General features: G+C 39.6%; 20 protein-coding genes, 3 pseudogenes and 1 riboswitch. Of the genes and pseudogenes, 13 read left to right on the top strand and 10 right to left on the bottom strand.

Annotated features, from left to right (window positions below; all coding sequences use genetic code 11):
- Window positions 1-4 precede the first annotated feature (4 nt).
- Window positions 5-1,276, bottom strand: coding sequence for a hypothetical protein (locus QMA00_RS13565; protein WP_290157653.1), 1,272 nt, complete (start codon window positions 1,274-1,276; stop codon window positions 5-7).
- A 196-nt stretch (window positions 1,277-1,472) separates the two neighbouring features.
- Between QMA00_RS13565 and nhaD the strand changes: the two genes are divergently transcribed.
- Complete coding sequence (nhaD, locus tag QMA00_RS13560) at window positions 1,473-2,720, top strand: sodium:proton antiporter NhaD (RefSeq protein WP_036982403.1); 1,248 nt, start codon at window positions 1,473-1,475, stop codon at window positions 2,718-2,720.
- A gap of 98 nt (window positions 2,721-2,818) precedes the next feature.
- Window positions 2,819-2,991: riboswitch (Lysine riboswitch) on the top strand.
- Between the two features lie 75 nt (window positions 2,992-3,066).
- The gene (gene lysC, locus QMA00_RS13555; protein ID WP_248532030.1) at window positions 3,067-4,458 is read left to right on the top strand and encodes a lysine-sensitive aspartokinase 3; all 1,392 of its coding nucleotides are present in this window, start codon (window positions 3,067-3,069) and stop codon (window positions 4,456-4,458) included.
- Here the strand turns inward: lysC and QMA00_RS13550 are convergent.
- Entirely contained in the window at window positions 4,435-5,193 is a 759-nt protein-coding gene (locus QMA00_RS13550; RefSeq protein WP_290157660.1) for a 4'-phosphopantetheinyl transferase superfamily protein, read from the bottom strand. The genes lysC and QMA00_RS13550 overlap by 24 nt on opposite strands.
- Window positions 5,194-5,359: 166 nt before the next feature.
- Between QMA00_RS13550 and QMA00_RS13545 the strand changes: the two genes are divergently transcribed.
- Window positions 5,360-6,682 (top strand): sodium-dependent transporter, encoded by a 1,323-nt coding sequence (locus tag QMA00_RS13545; protein WP_290157651.1) that lies wholly within the window; start codon window positions 5,360-5,362, stop codon window positions 6,680-6,682.
- Window positions 6,683-6,768: 86 nt separating this feature from the next.
- On the opposite strand, the gene QMA00_RS13540 is transcribed toward QMA00_RS13545, so the two are convergent.
- Together QMA00_RS13540 and QMA00_RS13535 are read right to left on the bottom strand one after the other, a co-directional pair.
- Window positions 6,769-7,749 carry a 2-hydroxyacid dehydrogenase gene (locus tag QMA00_RS13540; protein WP_290157649.1) on the bottom strand — a complete coding sequence of 327 codons (981 nt, stop codon included), beginning with the start codon at window positions 7,747-7,749 and terminating at the stop codon, window positions 6,769-6,771.
- A gap of 88 nt (window positions 7,750-7,837) precedes the next feature.
- Window positions 7,838-8,380 (bottom strand): glutathione peroxidase, encoded by a 543-nt coding sequence (locus tag QMA00_RS13535; RefSeq protein ID WP_036982413.1) that lies wholly within the window; start codon window positions 8,378-8,380, stop codon window positions 7,838-7,840.
- Between the two features lie 120 nt (window positions 8,381-8,500).
- Between QMA00_RS13535 and QMA00_RS13530 the strand changes: the two genes are divergently transcribed.
- Window positions 8,501-9,382, top strand: coding sequence for an NAD(P)-dependent oxidoreductase (locus tag QMA00_RS13530; RefSeq protein ID WP_069439597.1), 882 nt, complete (start codon window positions 8,501-8,503; stop codon window positions 9,380-9,382).
- A 212-nt stretch (window positions 9,383-9,594) separates the two neighbouring features.
- Here the strand turns inward: QMA00_RS13530 and sbcB are convergent, their stop codons facing one another.
- Window positions 9,595-11,040: an exodeoxyribonuclease I gene (sbcB, locus tag QMA00_RS13525; protein WP_290157644.1), complete on the bottom strand. Its 1,446-nt coding sequence runs from the start codon at window positions 11,038-11,040 to the stop codon at window positions 9,595-9,597.
- 249 nt (window positions 11,041-11,289) lie between these two features.
- Here sbcB and QMA00_RS13520 point away from each other — a divergent pair.
- Window positions 11,290-12,101, top strand: a pseudogene (locus tag QMA00_RS13520) (alpha/beta hydrolase).
- Between the two features lie 152 nt (window positions 12,102-12,253).
- Here QMA00_RS13520 and QMA00_RS13515 read toward each other — a convergent pair.
- Window positions 12,254-12,499 carry a hypothetical protein gene (locus tag QMA00_RS13515; RefSeq protein WP_036982419.1) on the bottom strand — a complete coding sequence of 82 codons (246 nt, stop codon included), beginning with the start codon at window positions 12,497-12,499 and terminating at the stop codon, window positions 12,254-12,256.
- Between the two features lie 334 nt (window positions 12,500-12,833).
- On the opposite strand from QMA00_RS13515, the gene QMA00_RS13510 reads away from it, so the two are divergent.
- The 3 genes and pseudogenes from QMA00_RS13510 (at window position 12,834) to QMA00_RS13500 (ending at window position 15,810) form a co-directional block, all read left to right on the top strand.
- A complete protein-coding gene (locus tag QMA00_RS13510; RefSeq protein WP_290157641.1) occupies window positions 12,834-14,162 on the top strand; it encodes a porin in 1,329 nt (442 codons plus the stop codon).
- A gap of 314 nt (window positions 14,163-14,476) precedes the next feature.
- Entirely contained in the window at window positions 14,477-15,190 is a 714-nt protein-coding gene (locus QMA00_RS13505; RefSeq protein ID WP_290157658.1) for an HDOD domain-containing protein, read from the top strand.
- Window positions 15,191-15,397: 207 nt separating this feature from the next.
- Window positions 15,398-15,810: pseudogene (locus QMA00_RS13500) on the top strand (hypothetical protein).
- 74 nt (window positions 15,811-15,884) lie between these two features.
- On the opposite strand, the gene QMA00_RS13495 reads toward QMA00_RS13500, so the two are convergent.
- Entirely contained in the window at window positions 15,885-16,784 is a 900-nt protein-coding gene (locus tag QMA00_RS13495) for a LysR substrate-binding domain-containing protein (protein ID WP_290157639.1), read from the bottom strand.
- Window positions 16,785-16,908: 124 nt separating this feature from the next.
- Here QMA00_RS13495 and QMA00_RS13490 point away from each other — a divergent pair, with 124 nt between their 5' ends.
- From QMA00_RS13490 to QMA00_RS13480, 3 genes are all read left to right on the top strand, one after another.
- The gene (locus QMA00_RS13490; protein ID WP_290157638.1) at window positions 16,909-17,361 is read left to right on the top strand and encodes a DoxX family protein; all 453 of its coding nucleotides are present in this window, start codon (window positions 16,909-16,911) and stop codon (window positions 17,359-17,361) included.
- Window positions 17,362-17,439: 78 nt separating this feature from the next.
- A complete protein-coding gene (locus QMA00_RS13485) occupies window positions 17,440-18,390 on the top strand; it encodes a glutathione S-transferase family protein (RefSeq protein WP_290157636.1) in 951 nt (316 codons plus the stop codon).
- Between the two features lie 29 nt (window positions 18,391-18,419).
- Window positions 18,420-19,127 (top strand): pirin-like bicupin family protein, encoded by a 708-nt coding sequence (locus QMA00_RS13480; RefSeq protein WP_290157634.1) that lies wholly within the window; start codon window positions 18,420-18,422, stop codon window positions 19,125-19,127.
- Window positions 19,128-19,266: 139 nt separating this feature from the next.
- Here QMA00_RS13480 and QMA00_RS13475 read toward each other — a convergent pair.
- Window positions 19,267-19,440, bottom strand: a pseudogene (locus tag QMA00_RS13475) (methyl-accepting chemotaxis protein); the annotation flags it as partial.
- Between the two features lie 361 nt (window positions 19,441-19,801).
- Between QMA00_RS13475 and helD the strand changes: the two are divergent.
- Complete coding sequence (helD, locus tag QMA00_RS13470; protein ID WP_290157632.1) at window positions 19,802-21,934, top strand: DNA helicase IV; 2,133 nt, start codon at window positions 19,802-19,804, stop codon at window positions 21,932-21,934.
- A 37-nt stretch (window positions 21,935-21,971) separates the two neighbouring features.
- Here the strand turns inward: helD and QMA00_RS13465 are convergent, their stop codons facing one another.
- Window positions 21,972-23,141 carry an MFS transporter gene (locus QMA00_RS13465; protein WP_290157630.1) on the bottom strand — a complete coding sequence of 390 codons (1,170 nt, stop codon included), beginning with the start codon at window positions 23,139-23,141 and terminating at the stop codon, window positions 21,972-21,974.
- Window positions 23,142-23,457: 316 nt separating this feature from the next.
- Window positions 23,458-24,405 carry a sodium-dependent bicarbonate transport family permease gene (locus QMA00_RS13460; RefSeq protein ID WP_290157628.1) on the bottom strand — a complete coding sequence of 316 codons (948 nt, stop codon included), beginning with the start codon at window positions 24,403-24,405 and terminating at the stop codon, window positions 23,458-23,460.
- 121 nt (window positions 24,406-24,526) lie between these two features.
- Here QMA00_RS13460 and QMA00_RS13455 point away from each other — a divergent pair, with 121 nt between their 5' ends.
- Entirely contained in the window at window positions 24,527-25,471 is a 945-nt protein-coding gene (locus tag QMA00_RS13455; protein ID WP_076922288.1) for a LysR family transcriptional regulator, read from the top strand.
- Window positions 25,472-25,546: the final 75 nt, after the last annotated feature.

Here is a 25,546-nt window from a genome sequence, read left to right as displayed (position 1 = left end):
GTGATTACTCGTGCTCGGCTTTATCAGCCTGAGGCTCTGAATTAAAGGGGTACAAAGAAAAGTGCTGGCCTGCAATGTTAACGCGGGCTTTTTTATCGCTTTGGCTAATGTGTAGGGTGTTATCGCTCACTAGCTTTTGATATAAAAACAGCATTTCATCGGCTTCAAGCTCAGGGTAGCTTTCGTCTAAAAATTGCAGCAGAGGCTGTGGTTTTTTACGCTGCTTTTTGAAGCGTTTTGCAAACTGCGCTTTTACATCGTGATAGTCAGGAATGTTTGGCGTGACAAACGCAGGCACATCGTTTTGCTCTGGTAGCTGATATTCGTGATGCTCAAACTCAGCCAGGCTTGCCATGTAGGCTACTATATGGCGCTGTTGACCCAATGAATACTTTTGCGCATCGCTTACAAAATGTGGCTGCACGGCGCTGAGCATATTATCTACCCCATTTTTACGTATTAGTCCTAATACTTTTGCTACTTGGCGGGTAACAAGGTTGTTACGGCGCAACTCTTCACGCAGTGGCATAAGCATATCGGCACTTTTTCGTAAGCTTGTCCGGCCAACTAAGTGCATTTCTAGAATGCGGGTACGCAATTGCTCAAGCATGCGTTTATCGTTGTACGCTTTGCCTGAGCGTTCAATGTGTTCTATTTGGGTGCTAATTTGTTGCTCAATAAGGGTAAAGCAGGCATGAAAGTCGCCTCTAATATCCACCATTTCCAGCATGGGTTCTATATATTCATCAAACGCTTCTATCACGGCTTTATAGCGTTTTTGTAGCGACTGCACCGCATTATTAGATTTGGCTTGCTCAACAATATTTAAAATAGCGTTTTCGTTGTGCAAAAACAGTTTGATTATTTTACGCACCCGATCATCCATAATACGGCTAAAGCGGCGTAAATCATCAAAATCTTCCATTTCACCGGCATTGAATAGCCGATTACCTAAACGGGCCAAATCATCAACCAAGACACTAATTTCTTGTGCTAAGCCTAAATGTTCTTCTTGCAGTAAAAAGGTGGCAAAGTCGGCAATGGCGCGGTTAATTTCCAGTTGTGACGATTTAGCCAGCGGAATAATAATTTCTTGATTCAATAACCGGTTGGTTTCTTTATAAATACGCTCATTATTCCACGTGGGTTGCTTTTGCTTAATGGCATTTTGAAGATCTTTAATACTAAAGTCGGCCATTTTAAAGCGCTTAAATAATAGCTCTAATACACCCCAATGCTCAGTGAGGGTATTAAGTAGCTTTTTAGCTGGGATCATAAGGCGTTGCAACTTCCTAGTATTCGTTATTTTATATTTCTCGAACTTATATGGTATTCGTTTTTGCGACGATTTAATAATAGTTTTTACACCCGCTTAGTGATAGTATCCGCGCCGAATATAGGCACATAGAGTTTGTGGGTATATTTTTTACATGGTTTCAATTTTTACTTAACCCCGAAGGTTGTTTAATATCATGGTTTCCTCGATTATCCTGACGCTGATAGCGATTGCATTTTTGCTTATCGTTATTGAGGATGTGATTCACGTAAACAAAGCAAAAACGACATTATTTTTTGGTACACTTTGTTGGATTATCTCCTTTATTTTTCCTCTTAATGGGCAAAGCCCCGAAACGATTCAAACCCTCCTAGACCACAATATTTTAGAAATTGCTTCTTTATGGCTGTTTTTAATGGCCGCAATGACCTTTGTTGCCTATTTAAACTCTAAAGGACTTATCGAAAATGTTGTGAACCGGATTATGCCAACCAGCATTAGTGAGCGTAAGCTAATGTTTTTGGTGGGGTGTTTTGCGTTTTTATTTTCATCTATTTCAGACAACGTTACGGCCACGCTAATATCACTGGCAGTGATTATGTCATTAAAACTTGAAGCCAAAAAGTTAGTTAAGTACGCCACGCTTATTGTATTTGCTGTAAACTCCGGTGGTGTATCACTTATCACGGGTGATGTAACCACACTTATGATTTTCCTTGATGGTAAAGTATCAATTAGCAATTTATTACTGTTAATTGTGCCTGCGTTACTAAGTGTATTATTACTCGCTACTTTGTTATCAATTGGCATGAATAAGCAACTCGAGTTTAAAAAAACTAAATTTAAACGTATTGAAAAAACCGACATAACCATTGCGGTTATTTTCTTCACTACGGTTATTGCTACGCTTACATTGAGTGTTTTATACAGTGTACCGCCTCTGCTTACTTTTTTATTGGGTTTATCTATTATGTTTTTAGTCGCGCAATTTTTAATGCGCAAAAAAGACATCAACAAAGATATGATCGATTTTATACGCGACATAGAGTACGACACCTTATTGTTTTTCGTGGGTGTGTTACTGCTTGTTGGTGCGTTAAAAGAAGTTGGGGTACTGAGCCAATTTACTAATTTGTATACGGTAATGGCGCCAGAGTACGCAAACTACTTAATGGGTATTTTATCTGCAGGTGTTGATAACGTGCCACTAACGGCAGCGTTATTAAAAGCCGATATTGTAATGAGTCAACAGCATTGGTTGTCGTTTACGTATGCAACCGGTGTAGGTGGCTCTATGCTAATCATTGGCTCGGCAGCCGGTATTATAGCCATGAGTAAGGTAAAAGAGCTGACGTTTGCAAGTTACCTTCGCTTATCGCTGTATTTATTACTGTGTTACACCTTTGGTTATGCGGGCTCTTACTTAATGGGTAGTTTTATTTGATTTTATAGTAAAACGACTTGACAGCTAGACGTCTAAACGATAACTTTCAAAGCCGCACTCTTAGTGCGGTTTTGTTTTATTAGCCACAGGTTAATAATACATTCAGAAGAGGTGCGATACTTAGGTACTTAATGTGAGGCAACGACAGCCTGCGACCATTAAGGAGGGAAGTACTCGCCGAGGAAAATAATGGGTCGTTACTATTGTTTTTCGGTTTATGGGGCTGAATCCTCAAAACTGTCACCAATTTAGGTGGAGAGCTTCTGGCAGTAGATTTTTCTTATCTTTATTTCCTGCCAAGTTCTTCTTGTTTTATTGCGGTTTGGATGCCGCGAAAGGAGACGAAATGACTACCCAATCAGTGCCACAAAGTTCACAGTGCACAAAATCAGATTACATTGTTGCCAAATTTGGTGGCACCAGCGTTGCTAACTTTGAGGCGATGAGCCGTTGTAGCGAAATTATCGTAAACGATAAAAATGTACGTATTGTTGCAGTAAGCGCCAGTGCCGGAGTGACCAATCATTTAGTGGAGCTTTGCAAAGCGGGTATTGAAGCCGCTAAACGCCAACAGCATATTGATGGTGTACTTGCGATTCAGCAGGCTATTTTAAATGACCTATCGTTAGATGATGATTTAGCCCTTGGGTTTAATCAAACGCTTGATGCATTTCAAACGTTGGCGGCACAAACACTCAATACTGAGCAGCAGTTCGATGAGCTACTTAGCTTTGGCGAGCGTTTATCGTCGTACTTATTTACCCAAGTACTAAGGTTAAAGGGTTTAAATGCCACTCGTTTTGATGTGCGCCAGGTGCTTAAAACCGATAGCCAATTTGGTAAAGCAACACCAAATGTGGGCGCCACAGCGCAAGCCGCTAAAACACATTTAATTCCGCTGCTTGATGATAGCGTTATTGTAACCCAAGGGTTTATTGGTAGCGATGCAAACAATTTAACGACCACGCTCGGTCGAGGTGGCTCAGATTATAGTGCTGCACTGCTTGCTGAGGCTATTAACGCTAAAAGTGTGCATATTTGGACTGACGTAGTGGGTATTTTTAGCACTGATCCTCGTTTGTGTGTAAAAGCCACTCCTATTGCGCGTTTAAGTTTTGATGAAGCAGCAGAAATGGCGACCTTTGGCGCTAAAGTGCTGCACCCAGCTACAATTTTGCCTGCCAGTCGCAGCCATATTAATGTGTTTGTTGGCTCAAGCACAGAGCCAGAACTTGGCGGTACGTGGATTGAACGTGAAAAATCGCAGCTACCTGGTATTCGTGCGGTAACGCAACGTAAAAATCAAATATTATTAACCCTTAAAAGCCCAGAAATGTTATTAGCCAGTGGCTTTTTAGCGCGTATATTTACTATTTTAAGTGAGTGCAATATTTCGGTAGATTTGGTCACCACCTCTGAAATTAGTGTAGCAATTACCCTTGATAATGCGCCTAATGCATCACGCCCAGAGCTAGATCAAGCATGCTTAGATAAGCTTGCTGAATTTTGCCATGTATCGGTTGAAAACAATTTAACGCTGGTGGCATTAATTGGCTCTGAAATTGTTTTGCGCCAACATGAAATGAATTTAATGAAAGTGTTAAGTGATTTTAATATTCGACTCATTTGCCATGGTGCAAGTAAACATAACTTGTGCTTTTTAGTTGAGCAAAGCGAGTCTGATGCTGTGGTTCAAGCGATTCATAGTCGATTACTAGAAAGTGATTGCGCTGCGTAAATCGTTAATAGTTATTATTGAGCACCGCCAGTCGGTGCTTTTTTTTGCCACAACGCTAATATCAAACATGTCGTTATGTGCTCCAACCACGGTATTGCTACAAGCTGTAAGCTGAGTGTTATTAAGTTCGTTAAACACATTAGGGCTTAATAATTGAGCAATGGGGCGGCTGGTGGCTTTAGCCAGCGCTTCTTTTAATGTCCAAATCCTAAAAAAATGATGTGCTTGAGTTGTTATGTTATCTGTATCGGTTATTAAACTCACTTCGGCTGGGTGGTAAAAGTGCTTAGCGAGTTTATTAAAAGGGCGCTTTAAATTAATTTTTTCAATATCAAAGCCAAATTGAGTTGATGCTACATTTAACGCTGCACCTACAAAACCATGAGAATGAGAAATACAGCAACTGATCACGCCTGTTGTATTTTTAATATGTAATTCTAATTTACTGTTATCGGGGTTAAATTCAGAACTAATATCACACAGCTTTAATGATGCGTAAGAAGAACAAGCGGTTTTTACTAGGTATTTAAGCACTAAACGTGTGGCTAAATATTCTTGTTTAGCTTGTGGGTTTTTACGCCGATTAATAACATTGAGCTCAAAAGGGCTTAAATAGTGGGGTAAATCAAATTCACCCACATTGAGGGTGGTCGCGTTAAGCAACGCAATGCAATGGCTGTTATTTGCTAAAGCGGGCGTGATTTCTAGCTGGTTTTCAAAGTAAGTTACACTCATCATTGCTCGTTATAAATGACGACCGATTACATATTTATTACCCAAAGCTGGATAGTTTGTGAGCGGTTGTTAGTTGTTGTGAGCGCTAAGTACATTTTTATTACTCAGTCGCTCTTAAATATGGTTTAATTCGCATTCGTTAAAATAATAACAGATTTGTAGGTGTATGGCACAAGTGCGTGATGGTTTTCAAAGTCGACTAGGTTTTGTATTGGCAGCAGCCGGTGCAGCGGTAGGCTTAGGTAATATATGGGGTTTTCCTACGCAGGCTGCTAATCATGGTGGCGGCGCATTTTTACTGGTTTACTTTATCGTTATTTTTTTGCTGGCGTTACCTGCTTTGTACACCGAGCTGTATTTAGGTTACAAAGCCCAAGCTAACCCTGTTAAAGCGCTAAGCCAAGCATGGCAAGATCACGCCCCTAAAGTGGGAGCCGCAGCAGGCTATATTGGCCTTGCCGGTGCCATCGTTATGTTAAGTTTTTACTCAATTGTGGCCGGTTGGATGCTTTCCTACGCTATAGAGCCTATAAGTAGCTTTTTTGGCTTGCAGAGCTTGAGTGAGTTTTTACATAGTGACTCTATGTTACGTAATTTTATTTTTACGCCGCTTATGCTTATTCTAACCGCCAGTATTATTTTAAAAGGGGTGAAGTCGGGAATAGAAACCTGGTCACGCCGTTTAATGCCGCTTTTACTTGTTCTCCTTATTGGGCTTATTATTTATATTGCAACGTTAGATGGCGCAAGCGAAGGGTTTGCTGCCTATTTAGTGCCTGACTTTAGCAAAATACTCGACCCTGATTTAATTATTGCCGCAATGGGGCAAGCGTTCTTTTCGTTGTCGCTTGGGGTAGGCTGTATGATGATTTACGGCTCATATTTAAAACCCGGAGCTAACTTACCAAAATTAACCGCAAGTGTTGCCTTACTCGACACCAGCGTGGCGTTTTTGGCGGGCTTATTAATAATTCCGGCTATTTATGTTGCCCAGTACAATGGCGTTGAAGTATTTAATAACGGTAAATTAATTGGTGAGGGACAACTTATTTTTGCCATATTACCTGAGCTATTTGGCACTATGGGTGAAATTGGTTTATTGGTTGGCTTATTATTTTTTGTATTGATGTCGATAGCTTCAGTTACCTCAACTATTTCGTCAACTGAGATCCCTGTGGCATTTTTGGTTGAAAACCACAGTGTAGATAGAACCAAAGCAACATGGGCAGTCAGTGCTGTTGTGCTTATTTGTGCCAGTACCATTATTTTAAACTTTGATTGGTTGTTTGGTTTAGTGATTATGGTATTTACCCAATACCAATTGCCGTTAATGGGGCTGTTTTACTTTATAACGGTAGGCTGGCTATGGCAACGTGGTAATAAGCTTCATCAGGCAAGTTCTGGTGCACATTATTGGTTTGCTCAATACATTCGATTTGTCTGCCCAGTGCTAATGACCCTAGTATTTGCAAACGTTGCGTTTGGCTAGAACGCAATAATAACTAATCTGTTATTGATAACTAATAAAAGCGAACACTATATTTTGTTCGCTTTTTTGTTTTTTGATTTGGAGCGCTATAGCACTTCGTTTGTTAAGCTATTTCCTTGAGTAACCTCAAATGCATTTTGTAAGGTGATATTAGCGATTTCGGTTAGAGCTTCTTGAGTAAAAAAGCCTTGATGCCCTGTTATTAACACGTTTCTAAAACTCACTAAGCGAGAAAATATATCGTCTTGATTTATTTCTTCACTGTGGTTTTTAAAAAACAGCTCTGATTCTTGTTCGTACACATCAAGCCCTAAATACCCCAGTTTTTGTGATTTAAGTGCTTTAATACACGCTTGGCTGTTTACCAGCGCACCGCGCGAAGTATTAATGAGCATGACCCCGGTTTTCATTTTATTAAATGCAACGTCATCGATTAAATGATGCGTGTCTTCGCTCAGCGGGCAGTGCAGTGAAATTATATCGCTTTGGGCAAGTAGGGTATTTAAATCGGTAATAGTGTAATTGCCTGGTTTTGCAAAAGGGTCACACACTAAAACGTTAGCGCCAAAACCATTTAAAATGTTACACAGTGCCAAGCCTATTTTACCGCAGCCTATAATACCTATGGTCTTGTTATGTAAGTTAAAGCCAAGTAAGCCATTTAAATCAAAATTGTCTTCGCGTACGCGGTTATAAGCTTTGTGTGTTTTACGGCTGAGGGTAAGCATAAGGGCAACACAATGCTCCGCGACTGCCTCAGGGCTGTAGGCGGGTACGCGTAATACGCTTAAGTTATGCTGTTTGGCAACGGGCAAGTCAACGTTATTAAACCCCGCACAGCGTAATAAAATAGCGCTAACACCCAATGTGGCAAGTTGCTCAATTACCGCTTTATCAACAGAATCGTTGACAAATACGCACACAGCGTCAAAGTTTTTAGCTAATATTGCCGTCTGCGCCGATAAACTTTGCTCAAAATAAGTAATAGTGATGTTAGAAAAGCCATTTAAACTTTGCTCAAAAAAAGGGCGCTCATATTTCTGAGCACTAAAAAAAGCAATATCCATTAACTAGCTCCAAGTAATCAATTATTTTATTACCATAAACTATTCTTACTATAGATGCCTCACTCTTGTTGTTTTAATTACGACAGGATTATTTTAATACAGCCGAACGGACTCCTAAACGAGCGGTCGTCGGTTTTATAACGGGCACTGATTCTAAGCAGCTTGTTATTACATTATGTAATGACTCCGGTTTAGTTCGCGGTGCATAGCGAGCAACCAGCTGCCCTTGTGCATTAACTAAAAACTTAGTGAAGTTCCATTTTATTGCTCGGTTTTGTGCAATACCCCGTGTATGAGATTTTAAATAACTAAACAGTGGATGCGTATCTGGGCCATTTACCATGACCTTATTAAACACCTCAAAATTAATTGAAAAATGTTTTTGATAATAGTCTTTAATGGCCATTCCCTCTAATGGCTCATTTTTATCAAATTGATTACACGGAAAGGCTAAAATAGTAAACCCATCGTTTTTGTATTGTTGATATAGCTTTTCTAGCGCGCATAATTGCGCAGAAAAATGACATTTACTGGCGGTATTAACAATAAGAACCGCTTTTCCTTTTAGCTGACTCAAAGAAAAATCATCGTTATTACAAAGTGGTGCGTTAAATTGATAAATACTATCCATAGATTACCTACCTAATTTCCGTATGAGGGAAATTTTAAAAGACTTTCATTCGCTTTTTTAGCGGCCGATTGACATAATCGAGCTTATGTTTCTAAGTTATCAGTTAAATAGGTCATTTTTATGTCAGTTAAAATTGCATTTATAGGTTTAGGCGTAATGGGTTACCCAATGGCGGGGCATCTAGCAAAAGCGGGGCATAGCGTATGTGTTTATAACCGCACAGCAGCTAAAGCACAAAAATGGGTTGAAGATTTTAACGGTAGTTTTGCACCTACTCCGCGTGAAGCTGCAAGTGGTGCCGATATGGTATTTATGTGTGTTGGCAATGACGACGACTTACGGTCAGTGGTATACGGCGATGATGGCGTTTTAGCTGGTATGGAAAAAAACACGATTTTAATCGATCACACAACTACTTCTGCAGAAGTGGCACGTGAAGTTGCGGCAAAAGCGGCTTTACAGCATATCGACTTTATTGATGCGCCAGTATCAGGCGGTCAAGCAGGTGCTGAAAACGGGGTGTTAACCGTTATGGCCGGTGGCAACGAAACGGTATTTGCTAAAGCACAACCTATCATGGCGGCGTTTAGCCGTTTTAGCCAGTTATTAGGGGAAGTTGGCTCAGGGCAATTATGTAAAATGGTCAACCAAATTTGTATTGCTGGTGTAGTGCAAGGCTTAGCTGAGGGCTTACATTTTGCTAAACAAGCAGGGCTTGATGGCGAAAAAGTAATAGAAACCATTTCTAAAGGCGCAGCTGGTTCGTGGCAAATGGAAAACCGCTACAAAACAATGTGGGCAGGCGAGTACGAATTTGGTTTTGCTGTAGATTGGATGCGTAAAGATTTAGGTATTGCACTCGATGAAGCTAAAAATAACGGTGCAACGCTGCCAATGACTGCAACGGTCGATCAATACTACGCCGATGTGCAGGCACTTGGCGGCGGCAGGTACGATACCTCAAGTTTACTAGCGCGTATTGAAGCACTGCATAAAAAGTAATGTAATTGGTAAAAGTAAACTGTTCACAAAGAGGCTAAGAGGCGCTGCGCTTTTAGAGAAAGTGATACACATAAAAAATGAATGTTGGTTTTATGTTTTCTCATTCACCTCTCTTGTTGAGATAGGTTTTTGGTTTTTTACCTAGTAACAAAAAACGCGACACTTTTTGCTAAAGTGTCGCGTTTTTCATGGGTTATATACACTAAAGCAAATTACATGCTTTGCGCGTAGTTATACAGCGCTTTTAAAATTGTAAGATTTTTTTCGCTGTCGTCATGTTCATGCGCTAGGTTTTCAAGAGTGATCATAAAATCTTGCGCGCTGATTGAGGGTTGATCTTCGCCATGCATTAACTTGCTTTGGCAATATTGACGCCATTGATCAAGCTCTTGCTGGTTTAGCGTTTGTGGCCAGTTACGGGCGCGGTATCTAAATAATAAAGTATTGAATTTAGGGTCTTCAAATTCAAGCTTTAAACTTGCCAAGTCTTCAGGTTTTGCATCACGAATAATCGCAAATTTAGCTTTATCAGCATGGCTAGTAAAGCCATCATATAATAAGTAATCCACGTTTGTGGTGGCGCTGTAATCGCCTTGCTCGTTAAATACCTCAGTGACTTTATCGCGAAGCTCGGTATTGGCTTTTAAAATGGCTAAATTAGCCAAGCATTGCTCGCGGTCAATACCCAAGCGAGCAGCGTTTTCAGGCAGTAGCGTTTTAGCCGGTGCTAAAATAGGGCACTTGTTTAAATGCACCAGCTTTAAACCTACGGGTAAATCACCCTCTGCTAAATCTATACGTTTGGTGTATAAACGCTTGCGTAGCTCTTCTACATTTAATTCAAGTAATACCTGTGGGTTTTGGGTTAAATCAAAACAAATAACTGCGTTTTTATTAACAGGATGAAAGCTCATAGGTGCCACCCACGTGGTACAACCCTGGGTTGCTGGAATACGCGATGAGGTATGCACTAATGGGGTCATGTTAAACACGTCCACCAATTCAGCAAGGGCTTTTTTATTGCGCAAACTAAAAAAGAAGTGATACAGCTTAGGTTGCTTTTCTTTTATTAATTTAGCCAGTGCAATGGTAGCCGTTACATCACTTAATGCATCGTGCGCAGCGGCATGTTCAATACCATTAGCGACAGTTAAATGCTCAAGCTTAAAACTAGGGCTGCCATCTTCTTTTAACGGCCATTCAATACCCTCAGGGCGCAGTGCATAGCAGGCACGCACTAAATCTATTATATCCCAACGGCTGTTATTGTTTTTATATTCACGCTCATATGGGTCGTAAAAGTTACGATAAAAGCTATATCGGCTTACTTCATCATCAAAGCGAATACTGTTATAACCAGCCACACAGGTATTGGGCACGCTAAATTCGGCATGAATTTTAGCAATAAACTCAGCCTCAACTAAGCCTTTTTGCATCGCCACTTGTGGGGTAATACCGGTAATTAAACACGCCTCAGGATGCGGTAAATAATCCGCTTGAGGCTTACAGTACTCAATAAGCGGCTCGCCAATAATATTTAAATCAAGATCGGTGCGTACACCGGCAAACTGACTCGGCTTATCCTTTTGCGGGCTTGCCCCCCAGGTTTCGTAGTCGTGCCAATAGATTGTTGCTTGATTTTGCTCTTGATAAGCCATTTAAACACCCTATAAGTTAGCTTGAAACGGTTGGTATTCCGCCAAGTTACTAAATTTATGAATTATTTAGATTATGGCATAGGGTCACAGAGGTTTATAGGTTTGAATAAGGAAATCTATCAGCCAAAACATGATTTAAGCATGATTGATGTGATTATTTATTTTTAAGGGTATGCGTTAGAGAATTTATTTATAAACATAGTGCTTAATGTTATACACTTAAGCTAACTACTAATTAGCTTTAACAATATGAAAATAATACTAAAAATGATTTTATTTTGGGTATTAATCACCTCAAGCGTTGTGTTTGCTGAGCTTGCTAAAGTGCAAGTAAATGGCTTTGATATTGAATATGAAATGGCGGGTAGCGTTAAACACACTGTTTTACTTGAGGCAGGTGGCTCTGCCGGTTTAAGTGATTGGGATCCCATTTATAAAGCGATTACCAAGCATGCAAAAGTAATTCGTTATTCTCGAATTGGCAATGGCGGCTCAGCGCAAATAAAGAAAAACTATAGCTCAGAGGAGTATGCTGCTGAGGCTTTACTATTACTTAAAGCATTAAAAATTGAAGAGCCGGTGATTTATGTGGCGCATTCTTATGGAGCTTATATCGCAAGAGTATTTGCAGCAAGCTAGCCTGATAACATTAAAGCGTTAATGTTAATTGAACCCGCCTCAGAGCATGATGTTGATATTATGCGTAAGATTGATTTATCGCGCGCTGAAAAAGAAATTGCCGCTATAAAACGTGATGATATGAAAAACGGTATGTCAAATCAGTATGTAGACTTTTGGTCTAAGTGACCTTTACCCGATTACCCACAAATAGCTGATATTCCTGTGACGGTTATTGCCTCAGTTAAAAAGTATGAAAATCCGTCGGTGTTATTTTTACTGATAAAGGGCGTGAAATGTGGGGAGAACTGCATGCAAACTGGGCTAATGCTTTTCCTCAAGGTGAGACAGTGCTAACCGGTAAAAGTTACCACTATCCACAAAATGATGAGCCAAGAATGGTAAACGCGCAAATCAAAAAATTGCTAAAGCGTACTCATTAAATAAAAAGCTAAGGCAGTTTTTTAGATTGTTTAATCAGTTTAATTAAAATGATAGTGAGTACCGCTGCTGGAAGTAACCAAATAAAATCACTCATTGTTGTAACTTCTTATAGTAATTCACTTAAGCTTTAGTGCTTAAAAGTAAAGTTAGATCAAAACTTTGGACATAAAGCGTGGCTAAAGCCTTTTTCGGTTAGCAAAAAAGTGGCGCTGGGCGTCGAAAATATATATTCCTCATGAAGAAGAAACGCGATTGTTCCTTTTATTTGCTCACCTTGATGTTCTGAGGTGTCGCTAATTAATTGTTCAGGATCTAACTGGCTTGGACTTGGAAAGTTATTATAAAGATGCTTAAAAATTAACGTAGCAATTGTGTTAAAGGTATCGTTATTTTTCATTTTTTGAGAGTCCTTAATTTATATATGTAGCAACAAACTGGCTGTTTTAAATATGATTTTTAAATAATAACACATTAAAAATAGGTACATGATCATCCTGCTATTTTTTAAGCTTTAATTTTGCAAGCTGCTGCTTTCATTTATTAAAATGATGATTAATTGTTATGCTTACCCCGCTAAAAAGTACTGTGTGTTGCGCAAAATCATAAAGTGTAATTGAAGAGTTGTAAAAATACGTTATCATTGTAAAACAACATGTAAAATCAAGCAGGTACTTAGCTCACGCTGACCAAGTTCGAGTTAATAACATCAACAAGGCAAGCAAGGACAAATTATGACACCTATGAAACCTTTAGCACTGGCAGTGGCTATGGTTGTTTTTTCACATCCGGCACATGCAGAGACAGATCTTGATAAAGTAAAGCAGCAATTAAGCAGCTTACAAAAACAAGTGGAAATGCTGCAAAAGCAACTTGCAAAAGCAGAGCAAAAAAGTGAAAAATTAATCGAGCGCACCATTGAACAGAAAGAAGATATAGCTGAAGTTAAAGTAGCTAAACATGAACACAAGCCTCAGGGAATTAAAATTGGCGGTGCTGTTCGAACCAACTATAGCCACACCTCGTATGATGACGATAATAAAAATCGCGGTGGCGATTTTGATTTTGATATTTTTCGCTTAAATTTCTCAGGCGATGTGGGTGATGTAAAATTAAACGCTGAAATTCGCTTTTTTGATTATATGACCGCTGTTAAATACGCTTATGCAGCTTACGATTTTGCTGATGATTGGCAAGTTCAAGCAGGTATTACTCAGGTTCCTTTTGGTAACTGGCCTTACAATTCACATAACTACTTTTTCAGCACTAACTATTACGTTGGCCTTGAAGACGACCACGATTTAGGGGTGTTATTTAAGCGTAAAATTGCCGATAACTGGCAGCTTGATTTAGGCTTTTTCAAAAATGATGAATTAGGTGGTGTTGATGGTTATGTAGATAACCGCAGCGATCGCTATTCTTACGACATTGTTGGTTTTAGAGAAGCCGGGGATGGTGTTTATGCCGATCCTGGTGCCATAGATGCCGATGGAAATCTGTTAGGTAACCCTATCGGTGAATACAATACGTTCTCAGGCCGTTACGGCTATCACCTAGAACATGAAGGTGGTAAAACTGAAATTGGTGTGTCGGCACTTGCTGGTGGCTTGCATGATGGTGTTGACCGCGCAGGTGATTATAACGCATGGGCATTACATTTAAACAGTAATATGGGCCCTTGGAACTTGCAATTACAACATGGCGAATACAACTACGATATTGATAACGTAAACCGTATTGCTGTGGGCGCTTACTCGTTTTACGATAGCATGGCAGCGGAAGCAACTATGTCGAGTGCAAACGTAGCATACAGTGTGCCGGTGCAATGGGGCGCAGTAACAAACTTACAGTTTTATAATGACTACAGCGCTATTTACGACAAATCAGACAACAGCAAAGATACCTGGATGAACGTAACCGGTTTCTCGGTCGCTGCAGGTGGTTTATTTACATACTTTGACTTAGTTCATGGTAAAAACATGCCGTTTGTTGGTGGTTCATTAGCGGGCGATAGCAGCGAAACTGAACGCCGCTTCAACATTAATATTGGCTATTACTTCTAATAAGCTAGTATTCAAAGCACACGTCTATATACCGGGCGTGTGCTGCTTTGGTTTTAAAAATTATTTTTACCCTACCAATTTCAGCACCTACAAATTGATAAATCTTTAAGCAACTTCTAGTATAAAAGTTCAAATGGAATAAAATAAATAATCCATATAGCTTAGCTGGAGGCTAGACATCGATGATTGTCGTTAATGAGCAGGTATTATCAGATGTAAATAAAAACTTTATTATTCCCCCAAAACCACAAGTTTTAAATGACCTTGAATTATTAGCATCTGCACAAGAGCCCTCGCTTTGAGACGCCGCAGAAATCATTGCTAAAGATGTGGCTATAGCGTCTGCTATTTTAAAAATTGTTAATTCACCCGCTTATGGCTTAGTACGTAGTGTGTCTGATATTAAACAAGCCATCATGTTTTTAGGTTGGAATGGCATAGAAGCACTTATTCCTGCGCTTAAATTAAAGCAAATGTTTTTACAAAAAACATGTTGTATTAGTTTAGAGCGTTTTTGGGATAACGCGTCTGAAATTGCTAATGTAAACATGATTGTTGGACAGCGAGTAAAAAATAAAATTCCAGTTGAATACTTATACACTCTCGGTTTATTTCATGATTGTGGCATAGTTCCGATGGCGATTAAATATGACGACTACGTCAATGTGCTGCATGGTTCAAATAGAAGCAGTAAAGAAAGTTTAGTTGATATTGAAGATCGTGTTTATGGCGCTAACCATGCCATTATCGGCTATTACTTAGCATCGAGTTGGCATTTACCAAGAGATATTTGCCAGCTTATTCTACGCCATCATGATTTAAGTTTACTTGAGGACACATCCGATCCTAATCAACAGCTCTGTTTTTGTGTGTTAAAGCTCTCTGAAAGCATAGTAAATAGTATTTTACGTGATGAAAAAATTAAAGATTGGGAGCGCCTTGAACCGTTTATATTTAAAAAGTTAAATATGTCTGAAGATGAATATATTGATTTACAAGAAGAAGTTATTGATTACTTAAATCAGTAAATAATCATGCCGGGTTTGCAGCCTAGTTAAACGAGCGGTTATTTGTCGCTTTTATTAAAACGAATATGCTCAGTTTAATTAGACTAAAGTCTATAGGTTAGTTTTTTTCACTTATTGGTTTGTTTTTAATCGTTTGTCGAGATTAAGTAAACACTCTAAAGTTTAGTTGTCGGCAACAAGCACGACTAACCAAATAGGAAACTAATCATGAAACGCTCACTTATCAAAACCATCGCTCTTGGCTCTTTATTAACTTGCTCAGCTGCTGTAATGGCTGATCAAAGTGACTACAAGTTAATGGTTATTGAAGAGGCTGCAACAGCCCCACAAGAATTCGAAGTTGCATTTAACAGTTGTGCATTAAATGTAAAATCAAAAAACTACAGCCAAGCTGAAGAAATTTGTTCAAAAGCAATTACATTATTACAGCAAAGTACAGGCCCACGTTTTAAAGTACACGTGAGCTGACTTCATTTGCTTTAAGTAACCGCGGTGTTGGCCGTTTAATGGCTAAAAACGAAACCGCAGCGTTATCTGACTTTTACGAAGCACAGCAAATATCAGGTAACGAGTTAGTGTCGCACAACTTAACACGTGCTAAGCAAGATCTTGCTTTATAACATCTATTTGTGATTAAAAAAGCCCATGCTAATTTAGTTAGCATGGGCTTTTGCATTTATGTAGTTGGCTTATTTCATGTCTGTAAATTATTGTCGATTAAAAGTTGAGTCAATTTTTTTAATCCTTTACCTTTGTTGGTTATTTTCCATGCAAGGTATAAGTCTTGAATAGGACGTGGTTCAATGAGCTCCACAACATGAAGTTTTTTAGCTTTAATATGTTCAGCAATAAGGTTTACTGGTAAATAACCAATCCCGATTCCCGATAAAATAGCGGTAATTTTTTGTTTTACGGAGCTTACATAAAAACGTTGACTACCTTCGATTAAATTAGCTGACCACGGAATACTTTGTTTTGCAGAGTCATGAACTATCACTGTGGTGTATTGACCTAGATCACTAGGCTTGATGGGTTTTCGCTCTTTTGCTAAAGGGTGGGTTGGGTGAACCACAAGTACATTTTGAATATCCGTTATTTTCACTGCCTTGATCCCTTTTTGAGCAGGCACGGGGGCGGGTGCACCAATCACTAAGTCAACATTGTCTTCTATTAACGCCTCCCATGTACCGCTCATTACCTCTTCTTTTACATCAATTTCAATGCTTTTATGTTCAATTAAAAATTGTTGCAAAGCAGCAAAAACATTAGTTACGTCAATAATTGAGTCACAAGCAATCCGTATTCTAGGCTCCCAGCCATTAGCTATGGTTTGTGTTTGCTCCGATAAATTATTTATAGCATTGAGCACCTTACGCCCCTCGCTCAGTAAATGTTTACCTGCGGGGGTTAAAACTGCTCGCCGACCTTGGCGCTGAAACAAAGTTACATTTAATTGCTCTTCAAGTTTATTAACAATATACGACAGGGCTGATGGCACTTTATTAAGTTGCTCTGCAGCGGCTGCATAACTGCCACGATGCTCAATGGCGTCTAATACCAGTAAAGCTTCTATGCTAATAGGGGGTGTATTCATCATCATACCAAATATTAACTATTCAAAATATTTGAACATATAAAGCAAATAATAGGAGTTATTTAATTTTAATTCAACTTATACAATAGCTGCATAATCAACAGAAACAATACAGGTAAACATTATGACGATTAAAAATATCACAGCTGCCATCACAAAAACTGAACAGTCTTTTGCAACACTACCATTAAGGCTTATTGCAGGATTAGTGTTTAGTGCTCATGGGGCACAAAAACTGTTTGCGTGGTTTGGTGGCTATGGCTTGGAAGGCACAGGGCAATGGATGGAGTCGATAGGCTTAGCACCGGGCTATTTAATGGCATTAATGGCGGGTGGCGCTGAATTTTTTGGTGGATTACTACTCATCGTTGGTTTGCTGGTGCGTCCTGCGAGTTTTGTACTGGCTATCACTATGGTGGTTGCTATTTTTACAGTACATGTAGATAACGGCTTATTTATGAGCAACAACGGTTACGAGTTTGGTTTATCGTTGTTGGCAATTACCTTGGCCTTATTTATTCAAGGGGCTGGAAAGCTATCCCTTGATGGAAAAATTTATCACAAATTAAACCAATAAGCTGATCACATAACTGATTGAACTTTAAGCTGCCAATCTGCGTAAGGTTGGCACATTCTACATACTGAGGAGACGGACATGGGATTACTTGTTAACGGTGAATGGGTCGATAAATGGTACGACACCGAAAAAAGCGACGGTAAATTTGTACGCCAAGACAGCCGTTTTAGGGATACTATTTCATCAGCGCCACAAAGCAAATTTACCCCTGAGGCGGGGCGTTATCATTTATATGTATCGCTGGCGTGCCCATGGGCGCACAGAACGATTATTTTTCGTAAATTAAAGCAGCTCGAAGACATTATTTCTATGAGTATTGTTGAAGCTCCCATGATGGAAAACGGCTGGGAATTTGGCGAGCAGGGCGATCCACTTTATAACTTAGATTACGCCTATCAATTGTATTTAAAAGCCGATCCTAGTTATGAAGGGCGGGTTACTGTGCCGATTTTATGGGATAAAAAAACGCAAACTATTGTAAATAATGAATCAATAGAGATCATTCGTATGCTTAATAGTGCGTTTAATGAGCTCACTGGCAATACTGATGATTATTATCCAGAGCCACTTCGTGAAGAAATCGAAGCCGTGAATACCCGCGTGTATAACACTATCAATAACGGCGTATATAAAGCCGGTTTTGCTACTACACAAGAAGCTTACAACGAGGCTTACACCGCACTATTTGATAGTTTAGACTGGCTAGAAGCGCGTTTAGCTAAGCAGCGCTATCTCGTTGGTGATGTTATTACAGAAGCTGATTGGCGTTTATTTACAACCCTCATTCGCTTTGATGCGGTGTATCACGGGCATTTTAAGTGTAACCGTCAAAAATTAAGCGAGTTTCACCATATTAGCAATTACGTTAACGAGCTGTACCAAGTACCGGGTGTTAAAGAAACAGTCGATTTAGAATACACAAAGGTGCATTACTATGTAAGCCACTTAACGATTAATCCAACACAAATAGTACCGCTGGGTGCAAAGCATAATTTTGATGCTCCACACGACCGTGAACGTCCATATTAATTAATGTTTATTCTTTTTGAGGAAAGACCGTGATCAATCATTATCCAAAGAATAGTTTAGGCAGTGCCGATCACGGTTGGCTTAAATCTAAACATCATTTTAGTTTTGCACATTACTATAATCCGGCACGTATGGGCTTTGGTACATTACGCGTTGTTAATGATGATTGGGTTGCACCTGAAATGGGTTTTGGAGCGCATCCACACAAAAATATGGAAATTATTAGTTTCATACGCAGTGGTGCCATTACTCATCAAGATAGTATGGGTAATAAAGGCATAACCGAGCAAGGTGAAGTGCAGGTAATGAGTGCAGGCACAGGTATTGTGCATTCTGAGTATAATCGTACCAATGAGCCACTTACTTTTTATCAAATTTGGATTCAAAGTAATAAACAAGATGTGCCGCCGCGTTGGGAAAGTAAAAAATTTCCGACCGATGTAGCTAACGAGCTTACGCTTTTAGTGTCGGGTTATGCAGAAGATGCGGGTAACACCTTATTTATCAGTCAACAAGCACGCATTTATGGTGGAAAGATTGCAAAAGGTAGCACCATCACTCAGCGTATTGATCATCAAGCTTATGTACTTGCATCTGATGGTGTATTTACTGTAGATGACAAAAGCAGTGTAATTACCATGAACAAAGGGGATGGTGCTGAGGTCACTCATGCTGATTTTATCACGCTAACTGCAACAACAGAGTGTGAAATAATTATTATTGATACACTAGCCTAGGCTATTCGGCTTAGTTGGGTTTATCTTAATGGCGCAGTAAACGCTGCGCCATTGTTTTACAAGCTTACAACACTATACCTTAAAGCTATCTACTTGCGATTTCATTTGTTTGACTGTTTTTAAAAGAATCTGATGACGCTTTTACATTGTTATTTAATCGTTGGATCATTGTATCTATTTCATCGGTGCTTTGTTGTGTACGGGTAGCCAACGTTCTAACCTTATCAGCGACAACGGCAAACCTTCGGCCTTGCTCACCAGCTCTGGCAGCCTCAATCGCGGCATTTAACGCTAATAAGTTAGTTTGTGAAGCGGTCTTTGACTTGTTCAGCATTTTCTAAAAACTCTGCTTTATTGGTCTCATTATCGTCTGTGGCACTGAGTAGATTTTCCTGTGCAATACGTGCTTGGTATATGTCTCTGTCAGCATTTAAAATAACGGTAACGGCTTCAAAAAAAGGTTTCGGTTTGCCTTTTCATCGCGTTGTCTTGTATGTAGAGTAAATATTAGTCACAGTAGGAAGTTATGTTAAGGAAATAGATAAATTGATTGGTTGTTTTTTGTTCTACTTTAACGCGTTGAAAATTTTACCGCCAGATTTATTATCCTTACAGCGCGTATTACCTTAAAATAGCGTTAATTGGTTCATTTTTATAAAGGAATTCTGCTGTTAATGAATTCTATTTTCCCCAGCGTATTTGGCCGCCTGTTTACCCCACACCTCGCTGTTGATATTAATCAACAAGGTTTAGTCATTAACAACAAAAAGCTCACAGATACACTGAATTGGTGCGATTTAACCTCGCCTATTTGTTATGAATATGGGGTGCTTGGACAAACACTACGTTTTTCAACACAGTCTGGGCAGTATCGAGTGTGGATGAGGGCTTATGGCAGTCACCGAATACTTAAAGCCAAGACGGATCAGCTATGGGTCAATAATAATATTGAACCATTAAATGAGCTGCTAGAAAATATTAACCAATTTGCACATCATCAATTTTTGCGTCAATCCTATGTGGCAGATATAAAACAGCGCGTTAAACAACAATACAACCGCTGGTTACCTTGGATAAAAAAGAGTGAGGCATTGGCAGTCGTTAGCACGCAAATAAAACTACTCGAACAATATAGTCAGTGGAGCGATTCATTAACTCGCTTTTTACAGCATAAATACACACAGACACAGTTGCAGCGTTATGCTGGTTTTTTCGATAACGTTGAAGCAAACCCACTTACTGAAAAGCAAAGACGGGCATGTATTATCGATGACGATAATAACCTCGTATTAGCCGGAGCCGGCACAGGTAAAACTAGTGTAATGGTGGCGCGAGCGGGCTATTTAGTTAACAGTGAGCAAGCGAATTACGATGATATTTTATTACTCGCCTATGGTAAGCAAGCTGCCAGTGAAATGGACGAACGTATTAAAACTAAGCTGAAAACACAGGCTATAAAAACCGCCACTTTTCACAGCTTAGGTTTAACAATTATTGGTGAGGTTGAGAGAAAAACGCCTAAAATATCTAAACTTGCTGAAAACGAAACAGCTAAAATAAAATGGGTTGAAAGGTGTTTTGAATCGCTTGCTAATGCTAAGCCACAGTATGCTAAAGCATTGGTAAACTATATAAATAACAATCTTAATGACGTTAAAAGTGGGTTTGAATTAAGCACTGCAAAGCCTAATCATATAGCGCTTCTAAAAGAGATAAAAGCTGGCGGTTATTTAACCAAATTAGCGACATTATTTAGTCAATTAATTAGCGTGTATAAAACAGCAAATATGACGCTTGAGAACGATTCAAAGCAGATACAGCAGGCTTGGAAATTATTAAAGCCATTATTAGCCAACTATAACCATTATTTAGATACTCAAGGTGAAATAGACTTTGACGATATGATTCTCAAAGCCCTCGATTATGTTAATACAGGAAAGTTTATATCACCTTGGCGTTATATCATGGTTGATGAATTTCAAGATATATCGCCTACGCGTGCGGCGTTGGTTAAAGCGCTGCGCGATAGTAAGCCTAGAAGCTCATTGTTTGTAGTAGGCGATGACTGGCAAGCTATTTACCGTTTTAGTGGTGCTGATATGCGCCTTACCACAGAATTTGCCGTACATTTTGGTTTTACCACACAAACCATATTGGATGTTACGTTTCGTTTTAATAATAAAATTAGTGAGGTTGCTTCATGTTTTATCATGAAAAACCCTGCCCAGTTAGCTAAGCAAATTAACTCGTTATCACAAGTGACAGAGCCCGCTATTAGCGTATTAAAAACAGCGAATGTTGTCTCAAGCAAAAATACAAAAATAGCTGAGCTAAATAATGGGGCACTTGCCCATTTACTCGACACTATCAACAAAAATAAGCCCGCTGTTGTGTATTTACTGGCACGCTATCGCTTTCAGTTACCTACTAAAGCCGATATTAACGCCTTGCAGCACACCTTTGCTTCATTACAAATTGAGTGTGATACCTTTCATGGTTCAAAGGGTAAAGAAGCCGATTATGTAGTTATATTAGGTATGCATGGCGGGCAATTTGGATTTCCAAGCACTAAGCCATCGCCTGCAATGTTAGAAGCTCTCTTACCCGCTAAAGATTTGTATGCCCATAGCGAAGAGCGACGCTTATTTTATGTGGCGCTCACTCGTGCTAAACACAAGGTGTTTATCATAAGTGATGACAACAACCGCAGCTGTTTTGTTGACGAGCTCATAAACGAGCATCAAATTGAGCTAAAAGAGTTAAAAAACATAAGCAGTACAGTGTTAGCGCAGGTAAAAACCGCTTAGTGGCAAACGAATAAGCTTAAGCGGTTTATCGCGTTAGTTAACCTGCAACAGGGGTGTTACCTGTAGGTATTTTTTTCATACTTTTTATGAGCATATAAATACAGGTGGTAATTAAACAACCACCTAAATAAATAAGCACACCATGGCTTGCATCAGAAAAATGTGTTGCCAACAACGGGCCTAATACAGAGCCGACACTGTAGCTGAGCAGCATTATTTCAGTGGCTGACACTATTTTTGCCATAGGTAAGGAGTCACACGCTAAAGTAATTGCAATCGGATAAAGTGCAAAACTACACGCACCTAATACAAAGTAACTTACAACTAATCCGCCAAAGCTATGTGCGTTTAATACTCCCATTACGCTGGCAGCACCAACAAAACAAAAAATAGCCATAAGTAAGCTTTTTATAATACGGGTTGATAAATAACTCACTAAAGGTTGCACCAGCATACCACCTAAAATAATCACCGCCATAAGTAAGCCGGTATATTGGGCTTGATCAGTTTGCGCGGCTATATAAACTGGTAATAACCCGTAAATAGGGCCTAGTAATAATCCCGATACTAAACAGCCTAAAATAGCAGGGCGGCTTAGAGTTTTTAACTCTTTAAGTGGCAGCTTTTGTAATTGCTGAGCATTAGGTTGGCCTGTGGTAATTAATAATGGAGCTAAAATAGCCAACGCCAAAAGGGCTACGACAAATAAATACGGTACGGCACCTTCAGTGCCAAGCGGTGTGATTGCTAATTGCCCCACAGCGCTGCCACCATATAAAGAGGTCATATATAAACCTAAGCGTTTAGCTCGCGCCTTAGGAGTATTTGCCATTAACAACCACGACTCAACCACGACAAATACTCCCGCAACAGCAATACCAGCAATAAAGCGAGCAGTTAACCACATAGTGGCTGTAGGGGAAATGATCTGTACAATAACACTGATGATCAGCAACATTAAAAATGCGATAAATGCCATACGGTGGCCAATTTTTACTACCACACGCTCAATACACAGCGCGCCAATAAGTAAACCAAAATAAAAGACGCTGGCAAGCCAAGGCGCAAGATCAATACTTAACTTAAAAGCACTCAGTGATAACGGGATCAGGCTCATTAAAAAGCCCGAAGCAATAGCAAAAAAGGATAAACCAATAACAGGGGCTAAAGGATTATTTGATTTACTATTAGCGGCAAGTTCCACCATTAGATTATTCCGATAAAAAGGGTTTAAATAATTGCTGATTTAGGTGTGATAGTGGCGCGATTATTTGAAGCAGATTAATTTGGCTGCGAATTTATGCTGCTTTTTATACCAAGTAAAGTGTTTTTTAATTGCTCAATCAAAATAATTTTTAAAATGTTTTTTTACGTAAACTAATCGCTTAATTGCAATCTGATTGTAGAAATAAGTTAGCGTTTTTGTTTTATATTTGTTGAGTTTTTAAAAAGGGTAATAACTTAATAATGGCGGGGCATAGTTAAAAAATAAAAGCCCATGTTGGGCTTTATTGGTGTTTATTTTAGTGCATGGCAAGCGCAAACTTATGGTACAAACCAATACCAACAATCACATTAAACGGAAACGTTACCCCTAAAGAGCTCAGCATAGCTAGGCCAATATCAGCCTTGGGAACGGCTGCTTTAATCGCCGCAGGGGCTGCAATATAGGACGCACTAGCCACTAAACTACCGAGTATCACCACCGAGCCTAATTCTAATTTTAATAGTGTGCCTACAGCCACGCCGATAGTACCTAAAAATAGCGGAGTAATAATCGCAAATGCAGCGAGTCTCCAATGCTGCCAAGGAAATGGGCGCAGAGTTTGCGCAGCCACTAAACCCATTTCAAGTAAAAACAATGCCAGTACTACTTTAAAACTACTGGTTAAAAGACTGGTTACTTGGCTGCCTTGCTGTGTGCCATACATCATTCCGATGATCACACCGCCTACCAATAAAATCACGCTTTTGTTAGTGAGTGTTTCGTGCCAAAGCGCTTTGAGCCACAGTGTATTACTTTGGCTATGTTGTTTGTCGAGTTTACGATACAGCATTAAACCGACAATAATGGCAGGTAATTCGAGCATCACTAAATACAGTGTAACCTCAGCACCTACCTCTAATTTAGCTGACTCTGCATAAGCCAATGCAACTGCAAAGGTACCTGCGCTTACCGAGCCATAATGCGCAGCAATACTGGCGCTATTGGCCACACTGAGTCTAACAACATATTTTAAAATAGGGTAAAGAGTAAGGGGAATAAGACCACCGAGTAACATAACCGAGGCCATTTCAGGAAGAAGTTGCCAGCTTAAGTTACCATGCAGCACCATGCCACCTTTTAACCCTATGGTGAGCATTAACAATAGACTTAGTGTGTCATAAGTGGCTTTAGGTATTGCTAAATCAGAACGTAAAATCCCCGCCACTAATCCTAAAATAAAAAACATTACGACGATATCAGGCACACTGTTCTCCTTTTTGTTAGTTACTCAATTTGTTAAGCGGCGCTATTGTAAGCCTATCTTTGTATAGTAAATAATAAAATGAATGATAGTATCTTATAGATAAAAATCTATGAGGTGAATAATGAACACAAGGCAGCTATCATTTAGGCTACTCGAAGTCTTTATGAGTGTAGTTAAAACCGGCTCCATTAGCGAAACAGCTCGGCAATTGCATTTAACCCAGCCTACCGTTTCTTTGCAAATTAAGCGCTTACAAGAAGCCGTTAATGAGCCTTTAATTGTTATGCAACAGCAAAAATTACAGGTTACCGAGGCTGGCTTACAATTATTTAGAACTTGTGAGCAAGTGTTTGGGCACTTTGATGATTACCAAGACTATTTAGCCGAGCTTAAAGGCGGGGAGCGCGGGCGCTGTAAAATTGCCATGGTAAACACTGCACAATATATTTTGCCTAAGTTACTTGGGCCTTACAGTAATGCCCATCCCCATATAGAGCTGCCATTAGAAATTGGCAACCGCTCTGTAGTGTTAGCGCGTTTTGAGCGTGGAGAAGACGATATTTATGTGTTTAGCCATCCACCATCACTTGAACATGCCCAAGCTGCGCGTTTTTTACATAACCCCTTGGTCTTTATTGTGCCGCTTGATCATCCGCTTGCCGATGTAAAAGCATTAACATTAGCTGATTTAATGCCATATCGATTTTTATTAAGAGAGCCAGGCTCTGCTACGCGTATGCTTTTTGAAAGCGAATTACAAAGCCGTGGTTTAGTCCTTAGCGATAGCGTGCAAATGGCCAGTAACGAAGCCATACGAGTTGCTGTTTCCTCGGGAATGGGGATTGCTGTGCTTTCCCATCATGTATTACCAAAAGGCGATAACAGTTTTAAAGTGCTCAATGTAACCGACACCTGCTTAGCCAGCCATTGGTATTTTGTAGTGCGCACAGACAGGCATATTTCTCATGCTGCGCGCAGCTTTTTAAAATTTGCCCAGCTGAATTTAGAGCAATATCTCGATAAGCAATGGGTGCGTAATGAGCTAAATGGGCTTAATTTACATTAGGGTCTGTTGACCTTTCAAGATTAAATTTGCAGCAGTCTGTTTGGTATTTAGGCAAGGCAGAGCCTATGTAGTGTG

Origin of the sequence: Pseudoalteromonas sp. APC 3694 (assembly GCF_030407565.1) — a bacterium.
Lineage (GTDB): Bacteria > Pseudomonadota > Gammaproteobacteria > Enterobacterales > Alteromonadaceae > Pseudoalteromonas > Pseudoalteromonas tetraodonis.
The sequence above is the reverse complement of the archived record's forward strand: the minus strand, read 5'-3'. Positions and strand labels throughout refer to the sequence as shown.

Excerpts from the sequence above, each read along its gene's own strand:
- QMA00_RS13565 (WP_290157653.1), bottom strand. The coding sequence starts at position 1,276 with ATGATCCCAGCTAAAAAGCTACTTAATACCCTCACTGAGCATTGGGGT.
- QMA00_RS13510 (WP_290157641.1), top strand. The coding sequence starts at position 12,834 with ATGACACCTATGAAACCTTTAGCACTGGCAGTGGCTATGGTTGTTTTT.
- lysC (WP_248532030.1), top strand. The coding sequence starts at position 3,067 with ATGACTACCCAATCAGTGCCACAAAGTTCACAGTGCACAAAATCAGAT.
- QMA00_RS13530 (WP_069439597.1), top strand. The coding sequence starts at position 8,501 with ATGTCAGTTAAAATTGCATTTATAGGTTTAGGCGTAATGGGTTACCCA.
- QMA00_RS13550 (WP_290157660.1), bottom strand. The coding sequence starts at position 5,193 with ATGAGTGTAACTTACTTTGAAAACCAGCTAGAAATCACGCCCGCTTTA.
- QMA00_RS13490 (WP_290157638.1), top strand. The coding sequence starts at position 16,909 with ATGACGATTAAAAATATCACAGCTGCCATCACAAAAACTGAACAGTCT.
- QMA00_RS13540 (WP_290157649.1), bottom strand. The coding sequence starts at position 7,749 with ATGGATATTGCTTTTTTTAGTGCTCAGAAATATGAGCGCCCTTTTTTT.
- QMA00_RS13495 (WP_290157639.1), bottom strand. The coding sequence starts at position 16,784 with ATGAATACACCCCCTATTAGCATAGAAGCTTTACTGGTATTAGACGCC.
- QMA00_RS13455 (WP_076922288.1), top strand. The coding sequence starts at position 24,527 with ATGAACACAAGGCAGCTATCATTTAGGCTACTCGAAGTCTTTATGAGT.
- sbcB (WP_290157644.1), bottom strand. The coding sequence starts at position 11,040 with ATGGCTTATCAAGAGCAAAATCAAGCAACAATCTATTGGCACGACTAC.
- QMA00_RS13545 (WP_290157651.1), top strand. The coding sequence starts at position 5,360 with ATGGCACAAGTGCGTGATGGTTTTCAAAGTCGACTAGGTTTTGTATTG.
- QMA00_RS13485 (WP_290157636.1), top strand. The coding sequence starts at position 17,440 with ATGGGATTACTTGTTAACGGTGAATGGGTCGATAAATGGTACGACACC.
- QMA00_RS13515 (WP_036982419.1), bottom strand. The coding sequence starts at position 12,499 with ATGAAAAATAACGATACCTTTAACACAATTGCTACGTTAATTTTTAAG.
- QMA00_RS13535 (WP_036982413.1), bottom strand. The coding sequence starts at position 8,380 with ATGGATAGTATTTATCAATTTAACGCACCACTTTGTAATAACGATGAT.
- nhaD (WP_036982403.1), top strand. The coding sequence starts at position 1,473 with ATGGTTTCCTCGATTATCCTGACGCTGATAGCGATTGCATTTTTGCTT.
- QMA00_RS13465 (WP_290157630.1), bottom strand. The coding sequence starts at position 23,141 with ATGGTGGAACTTGCCGCTAATAGTAAATCAAATAATCCTTTAGCCCCT.
- helD (WP_290157632.1), top strand. The coding sequence starts at position 19,802 with ATGAATTCTATTTTCCCCAGCGTATTTGGCCGCCTGTTTACCCCACAC.